Annotated in this window: 13 protein-coding genes; 11 read left to right on the plus strand and 2 right to left on the minus strand. The window is 46.4% G+C overall.

What is annotated here, in order from left to right:
- The first annotated feature begins 26 nt into the window (after nt 1-26).
- From AC27G9_RS06625 to mobA, 11 genes are all read left to right on the plus strand, one after another.
- The gene (locus AC27G9_RS06625) at nt 27-1,592 is read left to right on the plus strand and encodes a SulP family inorganic anion transporter (protein WP_487072332.1); all 1,566 of its coding nucleotides are present in this window, start codon (nt 27-29) and stop codon (nt 1,590-1,592) included.
- A 327-nt stretch (nt 1,593-1,919) separates the two neighbouring features.
- Nucleotides 1,920-4,466 carry a nitrite reductase large subunit NirB gene (nirB, locus tag AC27G9_RS06630; protein WP_487072334.1) on the plus strand — a complete coding sequence of 849 codons (2,547 nt, stop codon included), beginning with the start codon at nt 1,920-1,922 and terminating at the stop codon, nt 4,464-4,466.
- Between the two features lie 11 nt (nt 4,467-4,477).
- Entirely contained in the window at nt 4,478-4,834 is a 357-nt protein-coding gene (nirD, locus tag AC27G9_RS06635; protein WP_487072336.1) for a nitrite reductase small subunit NirD, read from the plus strand.
- 17 nt (nt 4,835-4,851) lie between these two features.
- Nucleotides 4,852-7,602, plus strand: coding sequence for a nitrate reductase (locus AC27G9_RS06640; RefSeq protein WP_487072338.1), 2,751 nt, complete (start codon nt 4,852-4,854; stop codon nt 7,600-7,602).
- Nucleotides 7,599-8,492: a uroporphyrinogen-III C-methyltransferase gene (gene cobA / locus AC27G9_RS06645; RefSeq protein WP_487072340.1), complete on the plus strand. Its 894-nt coding sequence runs from the start codon at nt 7,599-7,601 to the stop codon at nt 8,490-8,492. Before AC27G9_RS06640 ends, cobA begins: the two co-directional genes overlap by 4 nt.
- On the plus strand, nt 8,482-9,486 hold the full coding sequence (locus tag AC27G9_RS06650; protein ID WP_487072342.1) for a glycosyl transferase family protein: 1,005 nt from the start codon (nt 8,482-8,484) through the stop codon (nt 9,484-9,486). Before cobA ends, AC27G9_RS06650 begins: the two co-directional genes overlap by 11 nt.
- A 350-nt stretch (nt 9,487-9,836) precedes the next feature.
- Nucleotides 9,837-11,234: a CmpA/NrtA family ABC transporter substrate-binding protein gene (locus AC27G9_RS06655; RefSeq protein WP_487072344.1), complete on the plus strand. Its 1,398-nt coding sequence runs from the start codon at nt 9,837-9,839 to the stop codon at nt 11,232-11,234.
- Nucleotides 11,235-11,261: 27 nt separating this feature from the next.
- Nucleotides 11,262-12,254: an ABC transporter permease gene (locus tag AC27G9_RS06660; protein WP_487072346.1), complete on the plus strand. Its 993-nt coding sequence runs from the start codon at nt 11,262-11,264 to the stop codon at nt 12,252-12,254.
- A 16-nt stretch (nt 12,255-12,270) separates the two neighbouring features.
- Nucleotides 12,271-13,119, plus strand: coding sequence for an ABC transporter ATP-binding protein (locus AC27G9_RS06665; RefSeq protein WP_487073633.1), 849 nt, complete (start codon nt 12,271-12,273; stop codon nt 13,117-13,119).
- Between the two features lie 102 nt (nt 13,120-13,221).
- Nucleotides 13,222-14,436: an alginate export family protein gene (locus AC27G9_RS06670; RefSeq protein WP_487072348.1), complete on the plus strand. Its 1,215-nt coding sequence runs from the start codon at nt 13,222-13,224 to the stop codon at nt 14,434-14,436.
- Between the two features lie 39 nt (nt 14,437-14,475).
- Nucleotides 14,476-15,051 carry a molybdenum cofactor guanylyltransferase gene (mobA, locus tag AC27G9_RS06675; RefSeq protein WP_487072350.1) on the plus strand — a complete coding sequence of 192 codons (576 nt, stop codon included), beginning with the start codon at nt 14,476-14,478 and terminating at the stop codon, nt 15,049-15,051.
- Between the two features lie 4 nt (nt 15,052-15,055).
- Here mobA and AC27G9_RS06680 read toward each other — a convergent pair whose 3' ends face one another.
- On the minus strand, nt 15,056-15,682 hold the full coding sequence (locus AC27G9_RS06680) for a thiol:disulfide interchange protein DsbA/DsbL (RefSeq protein ID WP_487073635.1): 627 nt from the start codon (nt 15,680-15,682) through the stop codon (nt 15,056-15,058).
- Between the two features lie 133 nt (nt 15,683-15,815).
- A complete protein-coding gene (locus AC27G9_RS06685; protein WP_487072352.1) occupies nt 15,816-16,787 on the minus strand; it encodes a serine/threonine protein kinase in 972 nt (323 codons plus the stop codon).
- Nucleotides 16,788-16,790: the final 3 nt, after the last annotated feature.

Genomic DNA, 16,790 nt, shown 5'->3' on the forward strand with positions numbered 1-16,790 from the left:
TTTTAGACACGCTTCGCGAGACACCTATGTTTGACATTTTTACTCGCCAGGACAGCAACGTTAAGAACGACGTGTTGTCAGGGATTACAGTTGCATTAGCACTCGTTCCCGAGGCTGTAGCATTCGCCTTTGTTGCGGGTGTGGAGCCAATGATCGGGTTATATGCTGCCTTCATGATGGGCTTGATTACTTCCGCAATTGGTGGCCGTCCGGGCATGATCAGTGGTGCAACCGGCGCCATGGCTGTAGTGATGGTTGCTCTAGTTGCGACTCATGGCGTGCAGTATTTGTTCGCCGCCGTGATACTCGCTGGTATTTTACAAATACTGGCCGGGATATTCCGCCTTGGTAAATTTATAAGGCTCGTGCCATACCCGGTTATGCTTGGATTCGTCAATGGTTTGGCTATAGTGATATTCCTTGCACAGCTTGGTCAGTTTAAAATGGTCAATGAGCTTGGCGTCCACACTTGGATGGAAGGTTCGATGCTCTACATCATGTTGGGTCTAGTTGCGTTGACCATGGCAATCATTTATTTACTGCCTAAATTGACGACAGCGGTGCCAGCATCGCTGGTGGCAATCGTTACCGTTACCGCTATCGTTCACGGCATCGATTTAGAAGCGCGTACCGTCATCGATTTCGTACGCGATATGTTACCTGCTGATCAACGAGAAAGCGCCACACTAGCGGGTGAATTACCTACGTTTGCTATTCCTACAGTGCCATTTAACTGGGACACCTTGATGATAATTTTGCCGACCTCGGTCATCTTGTGTTTGGTCGGCTTAATTGAGTCCTTATTGACGTTAACACTAATTGATGAAATGACTGATACTCGTGGTCGCGGTAACAAAGAGTGTGTTGGCCAAGGTGTTGCGAATACGGTGAATGGCTTCTTTGGCGGCATGGGTGGTTGTGCCATGATTGGTCAAAGCATGATTAACATTAATTCAGGCGGTCGAGGTCGATTGTCAGGTATTACTGCTGCACTGGTATTACTCGGTTTTATTCTTTTTGCTGCACCACTTATCGAGATGATTCCTTTGGCGGCTCTCGTTGGCGTTATGTTTGTTGTGGTAATTGGCACCTTTGAATGGGCATCATTTAGAATTATTCGTGGTGTGAACAAAGAGGATGCGTTTGTCCTGTTTCTAGTGACTGCGGTGACCGTGATTGCCGATCTAGCAATTGCAGTTGTTGTTGGTGTGATAGTGTCAGCGCTTGTTTTCGCTTGGAAGCACGCTCGTCATATTGCCGCGTCGACTCACATCGATGATGACGGTTGGAAAGTGTATAAGCTCGAAGGACCATTGTTCTTTGGTTCTGTATCTCACTTCCGCGATTTGTTTGACGTGAACAATGACCCAGAAGATGTGGTAATCGATTTTGATGAGTCTCGTATCTGGGATTCGTCTGGTATAGATGCACTTGACGGTCTTGCTGCGAAATACGAGCAACAAGGCAAGAAACTCCATATTCGCCATATCAGTGCGGAGTGTCGAGGGTTGCTAAACAAAGCGGGCAAGTTTGTTGAAATCAATGTCAACGAAGACCCTCGCTACCGAGTAGCTACGGATAAACTGGCGTAAAAACAGTCACCAATAGGAAGCAATTGCTCCCTATTGGTGCATTAGTTGGTTGTTATATACATAAGGTTTTACATTAGAGTGCTGAAATTATTAGGGTTTTTAATATAATTCAGACTGGCACTTAACTTGAAAGAGTAGAATACACGTGTCTGGCTCGGCGATGCCGTCCTCCGTGGTGATACTGCGTCGGACACAATTAATTATCGGTTTATGCATGTAGCGTAAATCACAACATTTATCGCTGCCACTTGGCAGCAAAGGCAACGAAGCCCACGACTAACATCAGTTAGTCGTGGGTTTTTTTTTGCATCGGTAAAGGGTTTTTACATGAATCAATCTATCAGTTCAAAGCGGGTTCTCGTGATTGGTAACGGCATGGTGGGACACCATTTTGTGGAGCAACTTGTGCAGCAAAATGTCCATGCCGATATCACGGTACTGTCTGGAGAGCCAAGGCTGGCTTACGACAGAGTACACCTTTCGGAGTTTTTCACTGGTAAAACCGCCGATGACTTGGCTCTCACCGATGAGAAAACCTATCAAGACTGGGGCATTAACTATGTGCTCAATGCGATGGTGACGGAAATTGACCGCGAGCAGCAGTCTGTCACCACCGAAGCAGGTGAAACCTACCAATACGATACCCTTGTCATGGCGACAGGATCTTACCCCTTTGTGCCACCTATTCCGGGTAACAGCCAAGAGCACTGCTTGGTATATCGGACGATTGAAGACTTGGAAGCGATTTCGGCGTCTGCCCAGCAAAGTAAGGTAGGTGTTGTGGTTGGTGGCGGATTACTTGGTTTAGAAGCCGCCAATGCACTTAAACAAGCGGGCCTACAAACTCATGTTGTCGAGTTCGCGCCGCAACTAATGGGCGTGCAACTCGATGTAGAAGGCGGGGAAGTACTCAAAACGAAAATCACCGATTTAGGTGTGACGGTTCACACCCAAAAAGCGACGCAAGAGATAGTGGCAGGAGACGTTTGTCGCTACAAGATGTGTTTTGCCGATGGCACTGAGTTGGAAACCGATATGATTCTGTTTTCAGCTGGTATTCGACCCAATGATCACCTCGCTAAACAGACGGGGCTAACCCTTGGCGAAAGAGGCGGCATCGTTGTCGATAATCAATGCCAAACCTCTGACCCGAATATCTTTGCAATCGGTGAGTGTGCACTGTGGGATAACCGAATTTTTGGTTTGGTCGCACCGGGTTACACGATGGCAAGAACCGTCGCTTCCGCGCTGACTGGCGGTAGTGAAACCTTCAACGGTGCAGATATGAGCACTAAACTCAAGCTAATGGGAGTTGAAGTCGGTTCTATTGGCGATGCGCACGGTAAGACGCCGGGCGCTTTGACCTATGTTTACCACAACCAACCGGATGGTGTTTACAAAAAGTTAGTGGTTGATGCTAGCAAAACCAATGTAATTGGTGCCGTTCTGGTTGGGGATACCTCAGACTATGACACCTTACTGCAATACGCGTTGAATTCAATAGCCCTGCCAGACACTCCGGAATCGTTAATATTGCCGTCCAGCGGTGAGGCGATATCCCTAGGTGCAGATTCGCTGCCAGATTCAGCCAGCATTTGTTCGTGCCACAATGTCACCAAAGGCGATATTGTGACGGCTATTGATAGCGGTTGCTGCAGTTTGGGTGATGTGAAATCCGAAACGAAAGCCAGCACAGGTTGTGGCGGATGTGCGGCGCTATTGAAGAACGTCGTCGATGGCGAATTAGAAAAACGTGGTGTGGAAGTGTCCACGGATATTTGTTCTCACTTCCCTCATTCACGAGAAGCGTTATTCCATATTATCAAAGTTGAAGGTATCAAAGACTTTGAAACGTTACTGACCAAACACGGTAAAGGATTGGGTTGTGACATTTGTAAGCCCGCCGTGGGGTCTATTTTAGCCTCGGTGTGGAACGATTACATTCTCGAACCGTCACACTTGCCGTTACAAGACACCAATGATACCTACTTAGGCAACATGCAAAAGGACGGTACCTACAGCATAGTCCCCCGTGTGCCAGGCGGCGAAATCACGCCCGAAAAGCTCATATTGCTTGGAGAAATTGCCAAGGAATACAAGCTCTACACAAAAATTACGGGTGGTCAGCGCATCGATTTGTTTGGTGCTCGAGTCGAACAATTACCGGACATCTGGGGCAAGTTAGTTGCAGGTGGTTTTGAAACAGGTCACGCCTATGCCAAAGCATTGCGTACTGTTAAATCCTGTGTAGGCAGTACGTGGTGTCGCTATGGCGTTCAAGATTCGGTCGGTCAAGCGATAGACCTAGAGAACCGCTACAAAGGACTTCGTGCACCACACAAAATTAAGTTTGCGGTTTCAGGCTGTACTCGAGAATGTGCCGAGGCCCAAAGCAAAGACATTGGTGTGATCGCGACTGAAAATGGTTGGAACCTCTATGTGTGCGGTAATGGAGGAATGAAGCCTCGTCACGCCGATTTGTTTGCAACTGACTTAGATGACGAAACTCTCGTTAAGTATATCGACCGAGTGTTGATGTTCTACACCAAAACGGCAGACCGATTGCAACGCACATCCGTATGGATGGAAAACATGGAAGGTGGTTTAGATTACCTCAAATCTGTAGTGATCGATGACGCCTTAGGCATTTGCGATTCACTTGAAGCACAAATGCAACACGTGGTTGATACCTATCAGTGCGAATGGAAAACGACCATCGAAAACCCCGAATCCCTCAAACGTTTCCGCCGCTTCGTCAATAGCGATGGCAAAGACGTCAATATTCAATTTGTTGAAGAGCGTGGTCAGCTGAGACCAGCCACAAAAGTGGAAAAGCACAGTAAAGAAGCCCTCATTCCAGTAGAAGTTTTGTAAGGAGAACTGTGATGACGAATGTGTCGGTAGCAGCAAGTGAAAATTGGGTAGACGTGTGTTCTACAGCAGATTTAATCGATAACAGTGGTATTTGTGCGCTGATTAATGGCCAGGAAGTTGCCATTTTCAGTGTGGCCATGGGGGGAACCAGAGCAGTTTACGCTATTTCGAACTGGGACCCAATTGGCGAAGCCAACGTTTTGTACCGTGGGATTATCGGTTCGATTGAAGAAGACGTCGTAGTCGCATCACCGCTTTATAAACAGCACTTTTCATTGATTTCGGGCAAGTGCTACGAAAATGAAAGTGTGAGTGTAGCGACCTTTGATGTAGAGATTAATGGCGACAGAGTCTTGGTCTTAAGCTGAGCTGTGGGTATAAATGCATGAATGAGGCAAACCCCATCGATAGCAACGAATCAGCGAAGCAAGGCAGCGTGCAAAGCTGTGTGAAAAAAACCACTTGCCCTTACTGTGGTGTGGGGTGTGGCGTAGATATAGACATACAACACGATGGCAGCCAACGAACAGCAGTAGGACTGAATGGGTCGCCGGAACACCCTGCAAATTTTGGAAAGCTGTGTGTTAAAGGCAGCCATTTACTCGATACTATTACGCCGTCAAATCGTTTGCTATTCCCTGAAGTAAACGGTCATCGAGTTAGTTGGCCAGTAGCCACCGACACCATAGCGCAAAAAATTCAGGATGTTTTGGCGACTCATGGCCCAGAGGCGATCGCGTTCTACGTATCAGGGCAGTTGTTGACCGAAGACTACTATGTCGCTAACAAGCTCATGAAGGGCTTCATTGGCAGCGCTAATATCGATACCAATTCTAGGCTATGTATGTCGTCGGCCGTAGCAGCGTATAAACGCGCTTTTGGTGGTGACCTGGTTCCCTGCTGTTATGAAGACCTCGAGTGCACCGATTTAATTGTCCTAACTGGAAGTAATGCTGCGTGGACACACCCGGTTTTGTATCAACGTATTGAGCGAGCAAAACAAGCGAATCCGTCAATGAATGTGGTTGTTATCGATCCGCGAGAAACGGCCTCTTGTGCTATCGCCGATATTCACCTATCGCTGAAATCGGGTAGTGACGCTGCGCTGTTTAACGGTTTGCTAGCCTATCTTCACGCTAATGGAAAAGTGGATATAGGTTACATAGCGTCACACACCGAAGGCTTTGAAGCCGCACTGGAATACGCGGCAGAATGGTCAGTAGAGAAAGTTAGTACTTACTGTGGTCTTAGCGTTAATAAAATAAAAGAGTTCTATGCGTTATTTAGCGGTTCTGAACGAGCGATAACGTTTTTTTCAATGGGGATAAACCAGTCAAATACAGGTACCGATAAAGGTAATGCCATCATCAATGTTCACCTTGCCTCTGGGAAAATAGGTAAGCCGGGTTCTGGACCATTTTCGATTACTGGCCAACCCAATGCCATGGGGGGAAGAGAGGTTGGCGGGTTAGCGAATTTATTGGCCGCACATATGGATTTTGCGAACCCCGAAGACATTCAACGTGTCGCTCGTTTCTGGAATGCTGCCAATATGGCACAAAAACCTGGGCTAAAAGCGGTCGACTTATTCGACCAAATGGCTGATGGGAAAATCAAGTTTGTTTGGATAATGGCAACCAACCCAGTTGTCAGCATGCCCAATCGCGAGCGCATTGAAGCTGCACTCAAGCGTTGCGATACCGTGGTTGTGTCGGATTGTATCGATAACACTGATACGTTGAAATTTGCTGACATCCGGTTACCCGCAGCGGGTTGGTCAGAAAAAGACGGGACAGTAACTAATTCTGAACGTCGAATTTCTCGTCAAAGAGGCATTTTACCGTGCTCTGGTGAAGCAAAGCCGGATTGGTTAGCCATGTGTGAAGTGTCTCAAAAACTGGGGTTTGGCGACGCTTTCGACTTTTCTTCACCCCGCGAAGTGTTTTTAGAGCATGCCCGACTAAGTGGCGAGGAAAATGCGGGTACACGAGGTTTTGATATATCAGGGCTGAGTGAGATGACGCAACGTGATTACGACACGCTACGACCCGTTCAATGGCCTGTGAACCAGGCAAACCCCGATGGGCAAAAACGATTGTTCTCAGACGGTAAATTTTTCACGCCATCAGGCCGTGCGCAATTCATTAAAGTGATCCCCAAGCTACCTGCACAGAAAGTATCGGACGCTTTTCCTTATGTATTAAATAGCGGTCGAATGCGAGACCAGTGGCATACCATGACTCGCACGGGGTTAGCATCAGCACTATTGCAACATGCTAATCAAGCTTATCTGCAAATGCATCCTGATGACATGAAGCAGTTGGGAGTCGTTGACGAAGCACTGATTTCGATTACTACTGCCTTTAATCGCGGGGATGCCGTTGTTTTACCAGTGAAGGCTGAATCTGGTTTGAGACGAAAAACCGTTTTCGCGCCTATTCACTGGTCGAAAACCTGGGGCAGTCATATTGCGTTGGGGCAAAACTTTTCTGGTGCCCATGACAGCATTTCAGGACAGCCAGAACTCAAGCATGGTGCAGTCGCCATAACGCCGGTGAGTTATACCAATCAGGGGTACTTGGTCACTAAACAACCTCTGGACAGTCGGTTACTTCCGGAGTGTTTTGAGTATTGGTCACTTATCAAATCCAAACATCACGCTATGTATCGATTTGCAACCAATCAGACGTTGTCGGTTTGTCGACAAGAAATTGCCAGTTTGTTTAGTGGAAGTGGTGAGCACTTGGCGGTCGACTCCCCAACCTCGTCTCGCCAAGTGTATTGCCATGAACAACACCTGATAGGGGCGAGTTGGATTGGTGATACTGATTTTGAAATAAACGGCGATTGGGTCGATAGTCTTTTCGATAACAGTGAGATTTCCCCTCAGCAAATGAGCCAGCTGATGAACTTACAGCCAGACGACGCGTTTCTACAAGGGCCACTCGTCTGTAGCTGTTTCAATGTGAGAAAAAATCCAATACTGGACGCCATTGAGCAAGGTGCTGATAGTGTGGACACACTTGGTTCACAGCTGAAGTGCGGTACCAACTGTGGTTCATGTCGTAGTGAACTTGCTCAATTGATTGACCAAAATAGATCTGCCCAATTGGCGTTGCAGGAGAGTGAATCATGACTTTTGTACAAACTACACAACGATTTTCAAAACCTTTAGCAAGGTTAATTGGCGCGATAGATAGCTGGCTTACTCATCCCATTTTCACCCAACGAGATGTAAAAAGCGCGACCCCAAATGGTGGTGAGGTCTTCATCGTTGGCGCTGGCCCAGGCGATGCACAACTCCTCACGCTAAAGGCCTACCAATTATTACAAAGCGCTGACGTGGTGTTATTTGATTGGCTAGTCGATGAGTCTGTACTTGCGTTAATTCCGCGTCACGTAAAACGAGAGTTTGTTGGCAAACGCAGTGGTAAACACAGTATGGCTCAATCAGCGATTACGCAGCGTATGGTAGCACTTGCCCAGCGAGGTAATCGCGTAGTCCGATTAAAAGGCGGCGATCCGGCAGTGTTTGCTCGAACAGTGGAAGAAACTGACGCGTTGACAGACGCGCAAATCCCTTTCGCGATTGTCCCTGGCATTACTACAGCATCTGGAGCGTCGGCTTTTACCGGCATCCCATTGACAGAAAGAGAGTGTGCGCAAGGGGTAAGATTAATCACGGCACATCAAAAAAATGCTGAAGCTGAGCCTGATTGGCAGCAGCTAGCGGCTTCCCTCAATAACGAAACGCTAGTGTTTTACATGGGGCTGAAAAAGCTTCCAACCATCGGCCGTCGTCTTCTGAACCAAGGCGTTAGTCCGTCTATGCCTTGTGCGGTGATAGACCGAGCTTGTTGTCATGATCAACGGATTGTAAAAGGTCAGTTAGGCGATATTACTACTCGAGTTAATCAGGCAGATTTAAAAGGTCCAGCTTTATTGATTTTTGGTCATGTTGTGGATAAACAACAAGGTGTTTGTACTGATTTGCTTAGCAAGGTAGGGCAAATCCATGGAGTTTAATGAGTACATCAAAATCATCGGCCGCGGTAAGAAAGGCAGTAAGGCGTTAACTCGAGAGCAAGCTTATGACGCGATGAGTCAATTACTTAACGGCCAAGTTAGCGGGGACCAACGAGGCGCATTTTTGATGCTATTGCGGGTTCGCGAAGAAACAGTTGATGAGCTACTCGGATTTACTGATGCATGTCGAGCGGTAAAAATTTCGGCGTTTTCAAATTTGTCGGCAGATCTAGATATTGGTTGTTATGCCGGTAAAAGGCGTCATTTGCCCTGGTATTTATTGGCCTTAGCATGCCTAGTACAACAAGGGAAAAAGGTATTTATTCACGGCGCGAAAGAGCAGGCCACGACGCGTATGTTCGCGAGTGATGTACTGCCTATGTTAGGGCTTTTACCTGCCACCAATGCAAGAGAAGCTCAGCACCAGTTAGATACTATTGGTGCAGCTTATGTCGATTTAGGTCATATACATCCTCAGCTTCATCAATTGATGTTATTGCGCCAAGTTCTTGGTTTGCGTTCCTGCGCTAACACCTTAGCAAGGCTATTGAACCCCAGTGATGCCCCTTTTTGTGTGCAAGGCGTTTACCACGATCACGTTGATGAACGGCACCAAGCCATCAACCAACACTACGCGAATCAATCGCTTTGCTTTAGAGGCGATGCGGGAGATCCGGAAGTCTCACCTGAGAAACGAAGCGAATTGTTCTTGTCATGTGACTCTCAACCCACTGTATTAGATGCAGAGGGCAAAGGCTGGTTTATGAAAGACGATATGACCCAGCCTGAAGTGATGTTATCGGTGTGGCAAGGCGAGTTCAGACACGAATACGGCAATACCGCTATTCTTCGCTCGTTGACCGCCTACTTAATGCTGGTGGATGGCCTGGATATCGAACTTGCGAGTCGACAAGCAAGAGAAATCTGGCAAGGACGAAGGCGAACGAGTAAACCCTTTAGCTTAAATCAAATAACAAGAATAAACGCGGCATAAGCCGCGTTTTTTAGGCCTGTTCACTGATATCTGTTGGGTACAATTACGCAGACATTAAATGGGTACAACCCCATAAAGGTGCACAAATTCGTGCATTGCACAACAACGAATCAGAAAGTCATATTTACCAACGTTAAAATGATGTTAAGTGCATGAATTAAAAGATTTATTTATTTTGGCATCGATAATGCAAATAACTAATAAACAAAGCGGTATTGCGAGTTGGATACCGAAAACAACAATGAACATATTTTGCTAATTAGGTTTATTAGCAAGGCAACGTAGCCCACTCAGCGAATGCTCGCCATTCAATGCTGGTGGGCTTTTTTTTTGGCTGCGAGGAAAGGCAAATGAAAACATCTACCCCATTTTCTAGGGTAAAACAGTGGGTTAAAGCCGCAAGTACATCGCTTCTTTTAGCGACAGCACCTGTGGTAGTGAGTCAGCTTCAGGCGGAAGAAATTGATTGGCCTGAAAAGGAAGAACTCAAGTTTGGCTTCATAAAGCTAACAGACATGGCGCCTTTAGCTATCGCATATGAAAAGGGTTATTTTGAAGACGAAGGTCTCTATGTCACTTTAGAAGCACAAGCCAATTGGAAAGTATTGCTTGACCGCGTCATCGATGGTCAATTAGATGGTGCTCACATGTTGGCTGGCCAACCGTTGGGCGCAACTATCGGCTTTGGTACGCAAGCGCACATTGTCACCGCGTTCAGCATGGATTTAAACGGCAACGGCATCACTGTTTCAAATGACATTTGGAGCCAGATGCAGGCTCATGTGCCAAAAGAGAATGGCAAGCCTGTGCACCCTATCAAAGCTGACTATCTAAAGCCGGTTGTTGACGACTATCGCTCGAAGGGTAAGCCATTCAAAATGGGTATGGTATTCCCCGTTTCTACGCACAACTATGAACTTCGCTACTGGCTAGCTGCTGGTGGTATCCACCCAGGCTACTATGCGCCTCACAAAGGCGATACGTCGGGCCAAATTGATGCTGAGGCACTGCTCAGTGTAACGCCTCCTCCACAGATGCCTGCAACGATGGAAGCGGGAACTATTTTCGGATATTGCGTTGGCGAACCTTGGAACCAACAAGCGGTATTTAAAGGTATTGGCGTGCCCGTAATCACTGACTACGAAATTTGGAAAAACAATCCTGAAAAAGTGTTCGGTGTGAGTAAAGCATGGGCGGACAAGAACCCAAATACACACTTAAGAGTTGTAAAAGCTTTGATTCGCGCAGCCATGTGGTTAGACGAAAACAACAATGCTAATCGCCCCGAAGCGGTTAAGATTCTGGCAAAAAGTGCTTATGTTGGTGCAGATGCTGATGTGATTGCAAACAGCATGACAGGTACCTTTGAATATGAAAAAGGCGATAAGCGCGACGTGCCGGATTTCAATGTTTTCTTCCGCTATAACGCGACATACCCTTATTACAGTGACGCCATCTGGTACCTCACTCAAATGCGCCGCTGGGGACAAATCGCAGAGCCTAAATCCGATACCTGGTTCATGGACACTGCTAAAAAAGTTTACCGCCCGGATATCTACGCGATAGCGGCTAAAGCGCTTATCGCTGAAGGAAAAGCTAAGGCGTCTGATTTCCCGGATTTCGCGACAGAATCTGGCTTTAAGCCTCCGCAAACCGAGTTTATCGATGAAGTGACTTTCGATGGGACGAAACCCAATGCGTACCTCGAAAAATTCTCGATTGGTTTGAAAGGCGAAACAGTGCTGTAGCACCTGCATGAGACTGAGGAATTATCTATGAGTAAGTCGGCACAAATTGTAACTTCAATCACCAACTTGAACGCACAATCCGTCAAACGAAATTTGTTTACTGTGGGGCCGGCTTTCCTGTTGCCTGTCATTGGATTGTTGTTATTCCTCGCCTTGTGGAATGGTGTAGCAAAAACTATCGATACGTCATTAGGTCAATTTCCTGGTCCCGCACAAGTGTGGGAACAGGGCAATACCTTGATTGATGAGCATTTTGCTCAACGGGATAAAGCGACACAGTTTTACGAGCGCCAACAAAAACGCAACGAAGCGAGAATGGCGAAAGACCCTGACTATCAACCAAAAATTCGCCCATTCACTGGCGCGCCTACGTTCTTTGACCAGATTTGGACGAGTTTGTATACGGTAATGATAGGGTTTGTCATCGCATCATTGATAGCCATTCCCGTTGGTATTTTGTGTGGTTTGAGCAAATCGGCTTATACCGCTATCAACCCATTAATTCAGCTGTTCAAGCCCGTATCACCGTTGGCCTGGCTGCCATTAGTCACTATGGTGGTAAGTGCTCTTTATGTGAGCGATGACCCGATGTTTTCAAAGTCGTTTGTCACTTCTGCATTTACGGTTTCACTGTGCTGTTTGTGGCCAACACTGATTAATACAGCAGTAGGTGTATCTAATATCGATAAGGATTTGATCAATGTCAGTCGGGTACTTCGCTTAAATCAGCTGACGCATTTGCGCAAGATTGTACTACCCGCTTCAATACCGATGATTTTCACCGGTTTGCGTTTGTCACTCGGGATTGGCTGGATGGTGTTAATTGCCGCGGAAATGTTGGCGCAAAACCCAGGTCTTGGCAAATTCGTTTGGGATGAGTTCCAAAATGGTAGCTCGGAATCGCTGGCGAGAATCATGGTGGCGGTGCTAACGATTGGGGCGATAGGTTTTGTATTAGACCGCGGTATGTTGAGTATTCAGCGTTGGGTTAGTTGGGATAAAAACAGCGCATTGCGTTAATTTAAAGGAATCAATGATGAACAGAGCACATTTAGAACTGAGTCAGGTTGGTATTGATTTCCCAACCCCTAAAGGGCCTTTTACAGCACTTGTCGACGTAAACCTTAAAATCAAAAAAGGTGAGTTCGTTTCTTTGATTGGCCACTCTGGGTGCGGTAAATCTACTGTACTAAACATAGTGGCAGGACTACATGAGGCGACAACGGGCGGCGTATTGCTAGACGGCAAAGAAGTAAGAGAACCAGGCCCTGAGCGCGCGGTTGTGTTTCAAAACCATTCGCTATTACCTTGGTTGTCTGTCTACAAAAATGTTGAATTAGCGGTAAAACAAACCACTAGGGCTCGGAGTAAAGCGGAAACGCGTGACTGGGTAATGCATAACTTAGAATTAGTGCACATGACTCATGCCATCGACAAGCTGCCAAGTGAAATATCCGGTGGAATGAAGCAGCGTGTGGGTATTGCAAGAGCCTTGTCTATGGAGCCAAAAGTACTATTGATGGATGAACCTTTTGGTGCACTTGACGCATTGACCAGAGCCCATTTACAAGACTCGTTAATGGAGATTCACGCTAATCTTGGTAATACGGTAATCATGATTACTCATGATGTGGACGAAGCCGTATTGCTATCTGATCGTATCGTGATGATGACCAATGGCCCTTCAGCGACCATTGGTGAAATTTTGGAGGTGGACTTACCACGCCCAAGAGACAGGATCGCATTGGCAGATAATAAGCAATATAACCATTATCGCCATGATGTACTACGCTTCTTGTATGAGAAGCAAAAAAAGGTCGAACCCGTCAATACAAAAGGGAAAACCAGCGCAGGAAGCAGTAATAAAAATTCTGACGCGGCATAGCAACTAGCTACGGCTAGCTTAACACTCAGGCATAGAAATGAAGATGGCACCCCACGGGAAACTGTGGGTTAGCCAAGCTCAACCAAAATTTAGGGAACACACATGAAAACAACCAAACTGACTAGCTCACTGTGTTTATTGGCAATGTCTGTAGGTGCGGCACTTTCAACACAAGCGCACGCGGCTGAAGACTGGTACAAAGCACTTAGCGATATTAAAGCATCTGCAGATTTTCGAATTCGATACGAAAGTGCAGAACAAGACAATGCACTGCAAGACGCAGATGCACTGACATTGAGAACGCGTATTGGTATTAAAACGGGTAGTTACAATGGTTTCTCAGCCGTCGTTGAGATGGAAGATAACCGCATCATGTTAGGACAAGGGGACTACACGGTTGGTCCTTCAGGCTACAATCCTGGTATTTATTCTGTGATAGCGGATCCAGAGTTTACTGAATTGGACCAGGGTTTTGTTCAGTACAAGAACGACGCGCTTACGGTAAAAGTAGGCCGCCAAGTTATCGCATTAGATGATCATCGTTTTGTTGGGCACGTTGGGTGGCGACAAGACCGCCAAACATTTGATGCTGCTACAGTAATCTATGCGCCTAGCAAAGATTTGTCTGTTCAATACAGCTATATTGATCAGCGCAACCGTATTTTTGGCGAAGATGCCGATCTGGACGCAAAAGATCATTTGATTCACGCGGTTTACAACTCGAGTATCGGTAAGATCACTTCTTTCGCGTATTTGCTAGAAGTGGACAATGATACGGATAACAGTTTGGACACTTACGGTATCAAGCTAGATGGCAACTATAAAGCTGATAGTGTGAAGTGGCTTTACACTGCTCAGTATGCAACACAGACCAGCGATACAGCAACTACAAGCTTTGACGCTGACTACTTCCTCCTTGAGGGGGGGGCGGTATTCTCTGGTATCACGGCTAAGCTTGGCTATGAAGTGTTGGGTTCTGATGATGGTATGTATGGTTTCTCTACACCATTGGCAACGCTGCACAAATTTAATGGTTGGAGCGATCAGTTCCTAGCCACACCGGCTCAAGGTCTTGTGGACATGCGTTTGTCGTTATCGACTAAAGCTTTAGGCGGGAAATGGCTAGCGGTATTCCATCAGTTTGATACCGATGAAGATACGGCTGACGTTACTGATCTCGGTAGTGAATTTAATATTCAATACACGACTAAAATCGGTGAGCATGTCAATGCGGCGATCAAGTATGCAACCTATTCTGCAGACGATGCCAAAGTTGACACAGATCGTCTCTGGATCTGGTTTAGTACTAAGTTTTAAAGGCGAAAAGAGCGGGGTAAAACCTGCTCAATATCTATTATGACTCGTTGCGTTGGTTTGGTATTGGCAGGTGGCGCTTCTCGGCGTATGGGAAGCGACAAGACCGCTTTGCGGCTGAATCAGCGCTCTTTACTCTCTATCAGTCGTGAAACGTTAGAAGCGGTATGTGGCACGGTCTACATCGCGGGTTCTCGACATACCGATGTTGTCGAATCTAAACCTTTTCAAGGGCCGGCTGCAGGCATTGTCAATGCAGTAGAAGCATTGTCATTAGCCAAAGACTATGAATATCTTGTTGTTTCTCCTGTCGATATGCCAGAGCTGAGCAGCCAAAACGTCCAATTTTTACTTGCGCAAGCACATAAGTTGCAAAGTAGCACATACTTTAATCGCTGCTATTTACCCTGTGTTATTCATTTGCCTTCGCTCAATAATTTAGTCAATCAAACTAACAGCGAGTTTTGGTCGAATATGCCAATGCGAAAGTTATTGGGGTGGTTGCGAGGAGTGAGTATTGCCCACAATGCCCCACATCAGTTAAGCAATGTGAATACGCCTGACCAATGGCGAGCCTGTGTAGCGCGAGCAAAAAAAGCCCTCGTTACGAGGGCTTGATGAATTAGTCTTGAAGGCGGCTCAACCACACAACTAAGTCAACCATATCGTCAGGTGACATATCGTTAGTGAAAGTTGGCTTATATTTACCGTTTACGATAAATGTCGGTACGCCAGTTAAGTCTCTTGCATAAGTCTGCATTAGCTTGGCGTTTTTCTTCACCATGCTGTTTACGCCAAAACTTTTGCTCATTTTGTCAAAATCGGCGGCTTCAACACCGTTGACGATGAATAAACTGCGAAGGTCATTCAAGCCTGCAACTGAAGCACGCTGTTCGTGGATGTACTTAAACACCGCGTTGTTAAACTTTTCTTCTTGTTTAAGTGCTTTTGCGATCATGAGTGCACGTGTAGCTTCGTCTTGAATGGCTTTTGTTGTGAAGCGCAAGAAGTTCACGTGAACTTTGTTGAATTTTGTACCTGGGTCGAGTTTTTGTTTCATTTGAGCAACTAATGGCTCAAAAGCGTAGCAATGTGGGCACCAGTATGAGAAGAACTCCATCACCTCTGGTTTCGCTGTCGCAGGGTGGTCTAACACCTCATAGTGTTCGCCTTCTTTATATTTCTCTACTGCCATGGCTTGAAGCGGCAGAAGTAACGCCATAACAAACAATACTGCTATTTTTTTCATCATTAATATTTCCGTATGGATTTTGTATTTATCGACATTAACGTCTGATTTATTCTAATGGGGTTAGGTTAACACAGCCTTAACGAGGCTGGGTAGTGGCCCGCGCCAACTAAACGGTATTCTACGTTAGACGTCAGTATCCTATTTTTAACAAAGGCTCGTCGAGCGCAGCCAACTGCTCTTTTAGTGCCAGAATCTGCTGCTCCCAATATTTGGGTTCACCAAACCAAGGGAACGCTTTTGGAAATGCGGGATCTTGCCATCTATCACTGAGCCATGCCATGTAATGCACCATACGCATCGCGCGTAGGGGCTCAATCAATGCCAGTTGCGCCGTATCAAATTCATGAAACTCTTCATAAGCTTCAACTAGGGTTTCGAGTTGAAGTTGCTGTTGCATTCTATCACCGCTTAACATCATCCAAAGGTCCTGGATCGCTGGTCCCATGCGGCAATCATCTAAATCTACGAAACTCGGCCCATCGCGCCACAATATGTTTCCGGGGTGACAATCGCCGTGCAGACGAATCTTGTCAAAATCACGATATCGCGAAAGTGTTGCTTCAATCAAAGGCGTTAATATTGCGAAAAACGCCGTTTTTAAACCATCGGGAATGAGTTCAGACTGTTCGAGTGTCGCTAGCGGTGTTGCTAAATGTGTGTCTGTGTTGAGTGGCGGGCGAAATTGAAAAGCGCTAGCACTCGATACGCTGTGAATCCTGCCGATGAATCTGCCCATCCACTCTAACTGATCTAAGTTATCGACCTCGAACTCTCTGCCTCCTACTGAGGGAAATAGCGCAAAGCGATACCCAGCGATATCGTGAAGAGTTGAATCATTAATTGTCAGAGGAGCGACGACTGGAATTTCTTGCGATTGCAATTCTTTCGCAAATTGGTGCTCTTCCAAAATTTGTTCGTTTGTCCATCGCTGGGGGCGATAAAATTTAGCCACATACCGTTTGCGGTCGTCAGCGAGAAATTGGTAAACGCGATTTTCATAGCTATTCAGTGCTAGTAAACCAGATTCGGGATACAGACCGATGGCCTCTATCCCGTCGAGAATGGTATCGGGGTTTAGTCCCGAAAAGTCAAAGTCTGACAAATA

The sequence above is a fragment of the Alteromonas sp. 5NS40-0096 genome, from assembly GCF_057544385.1.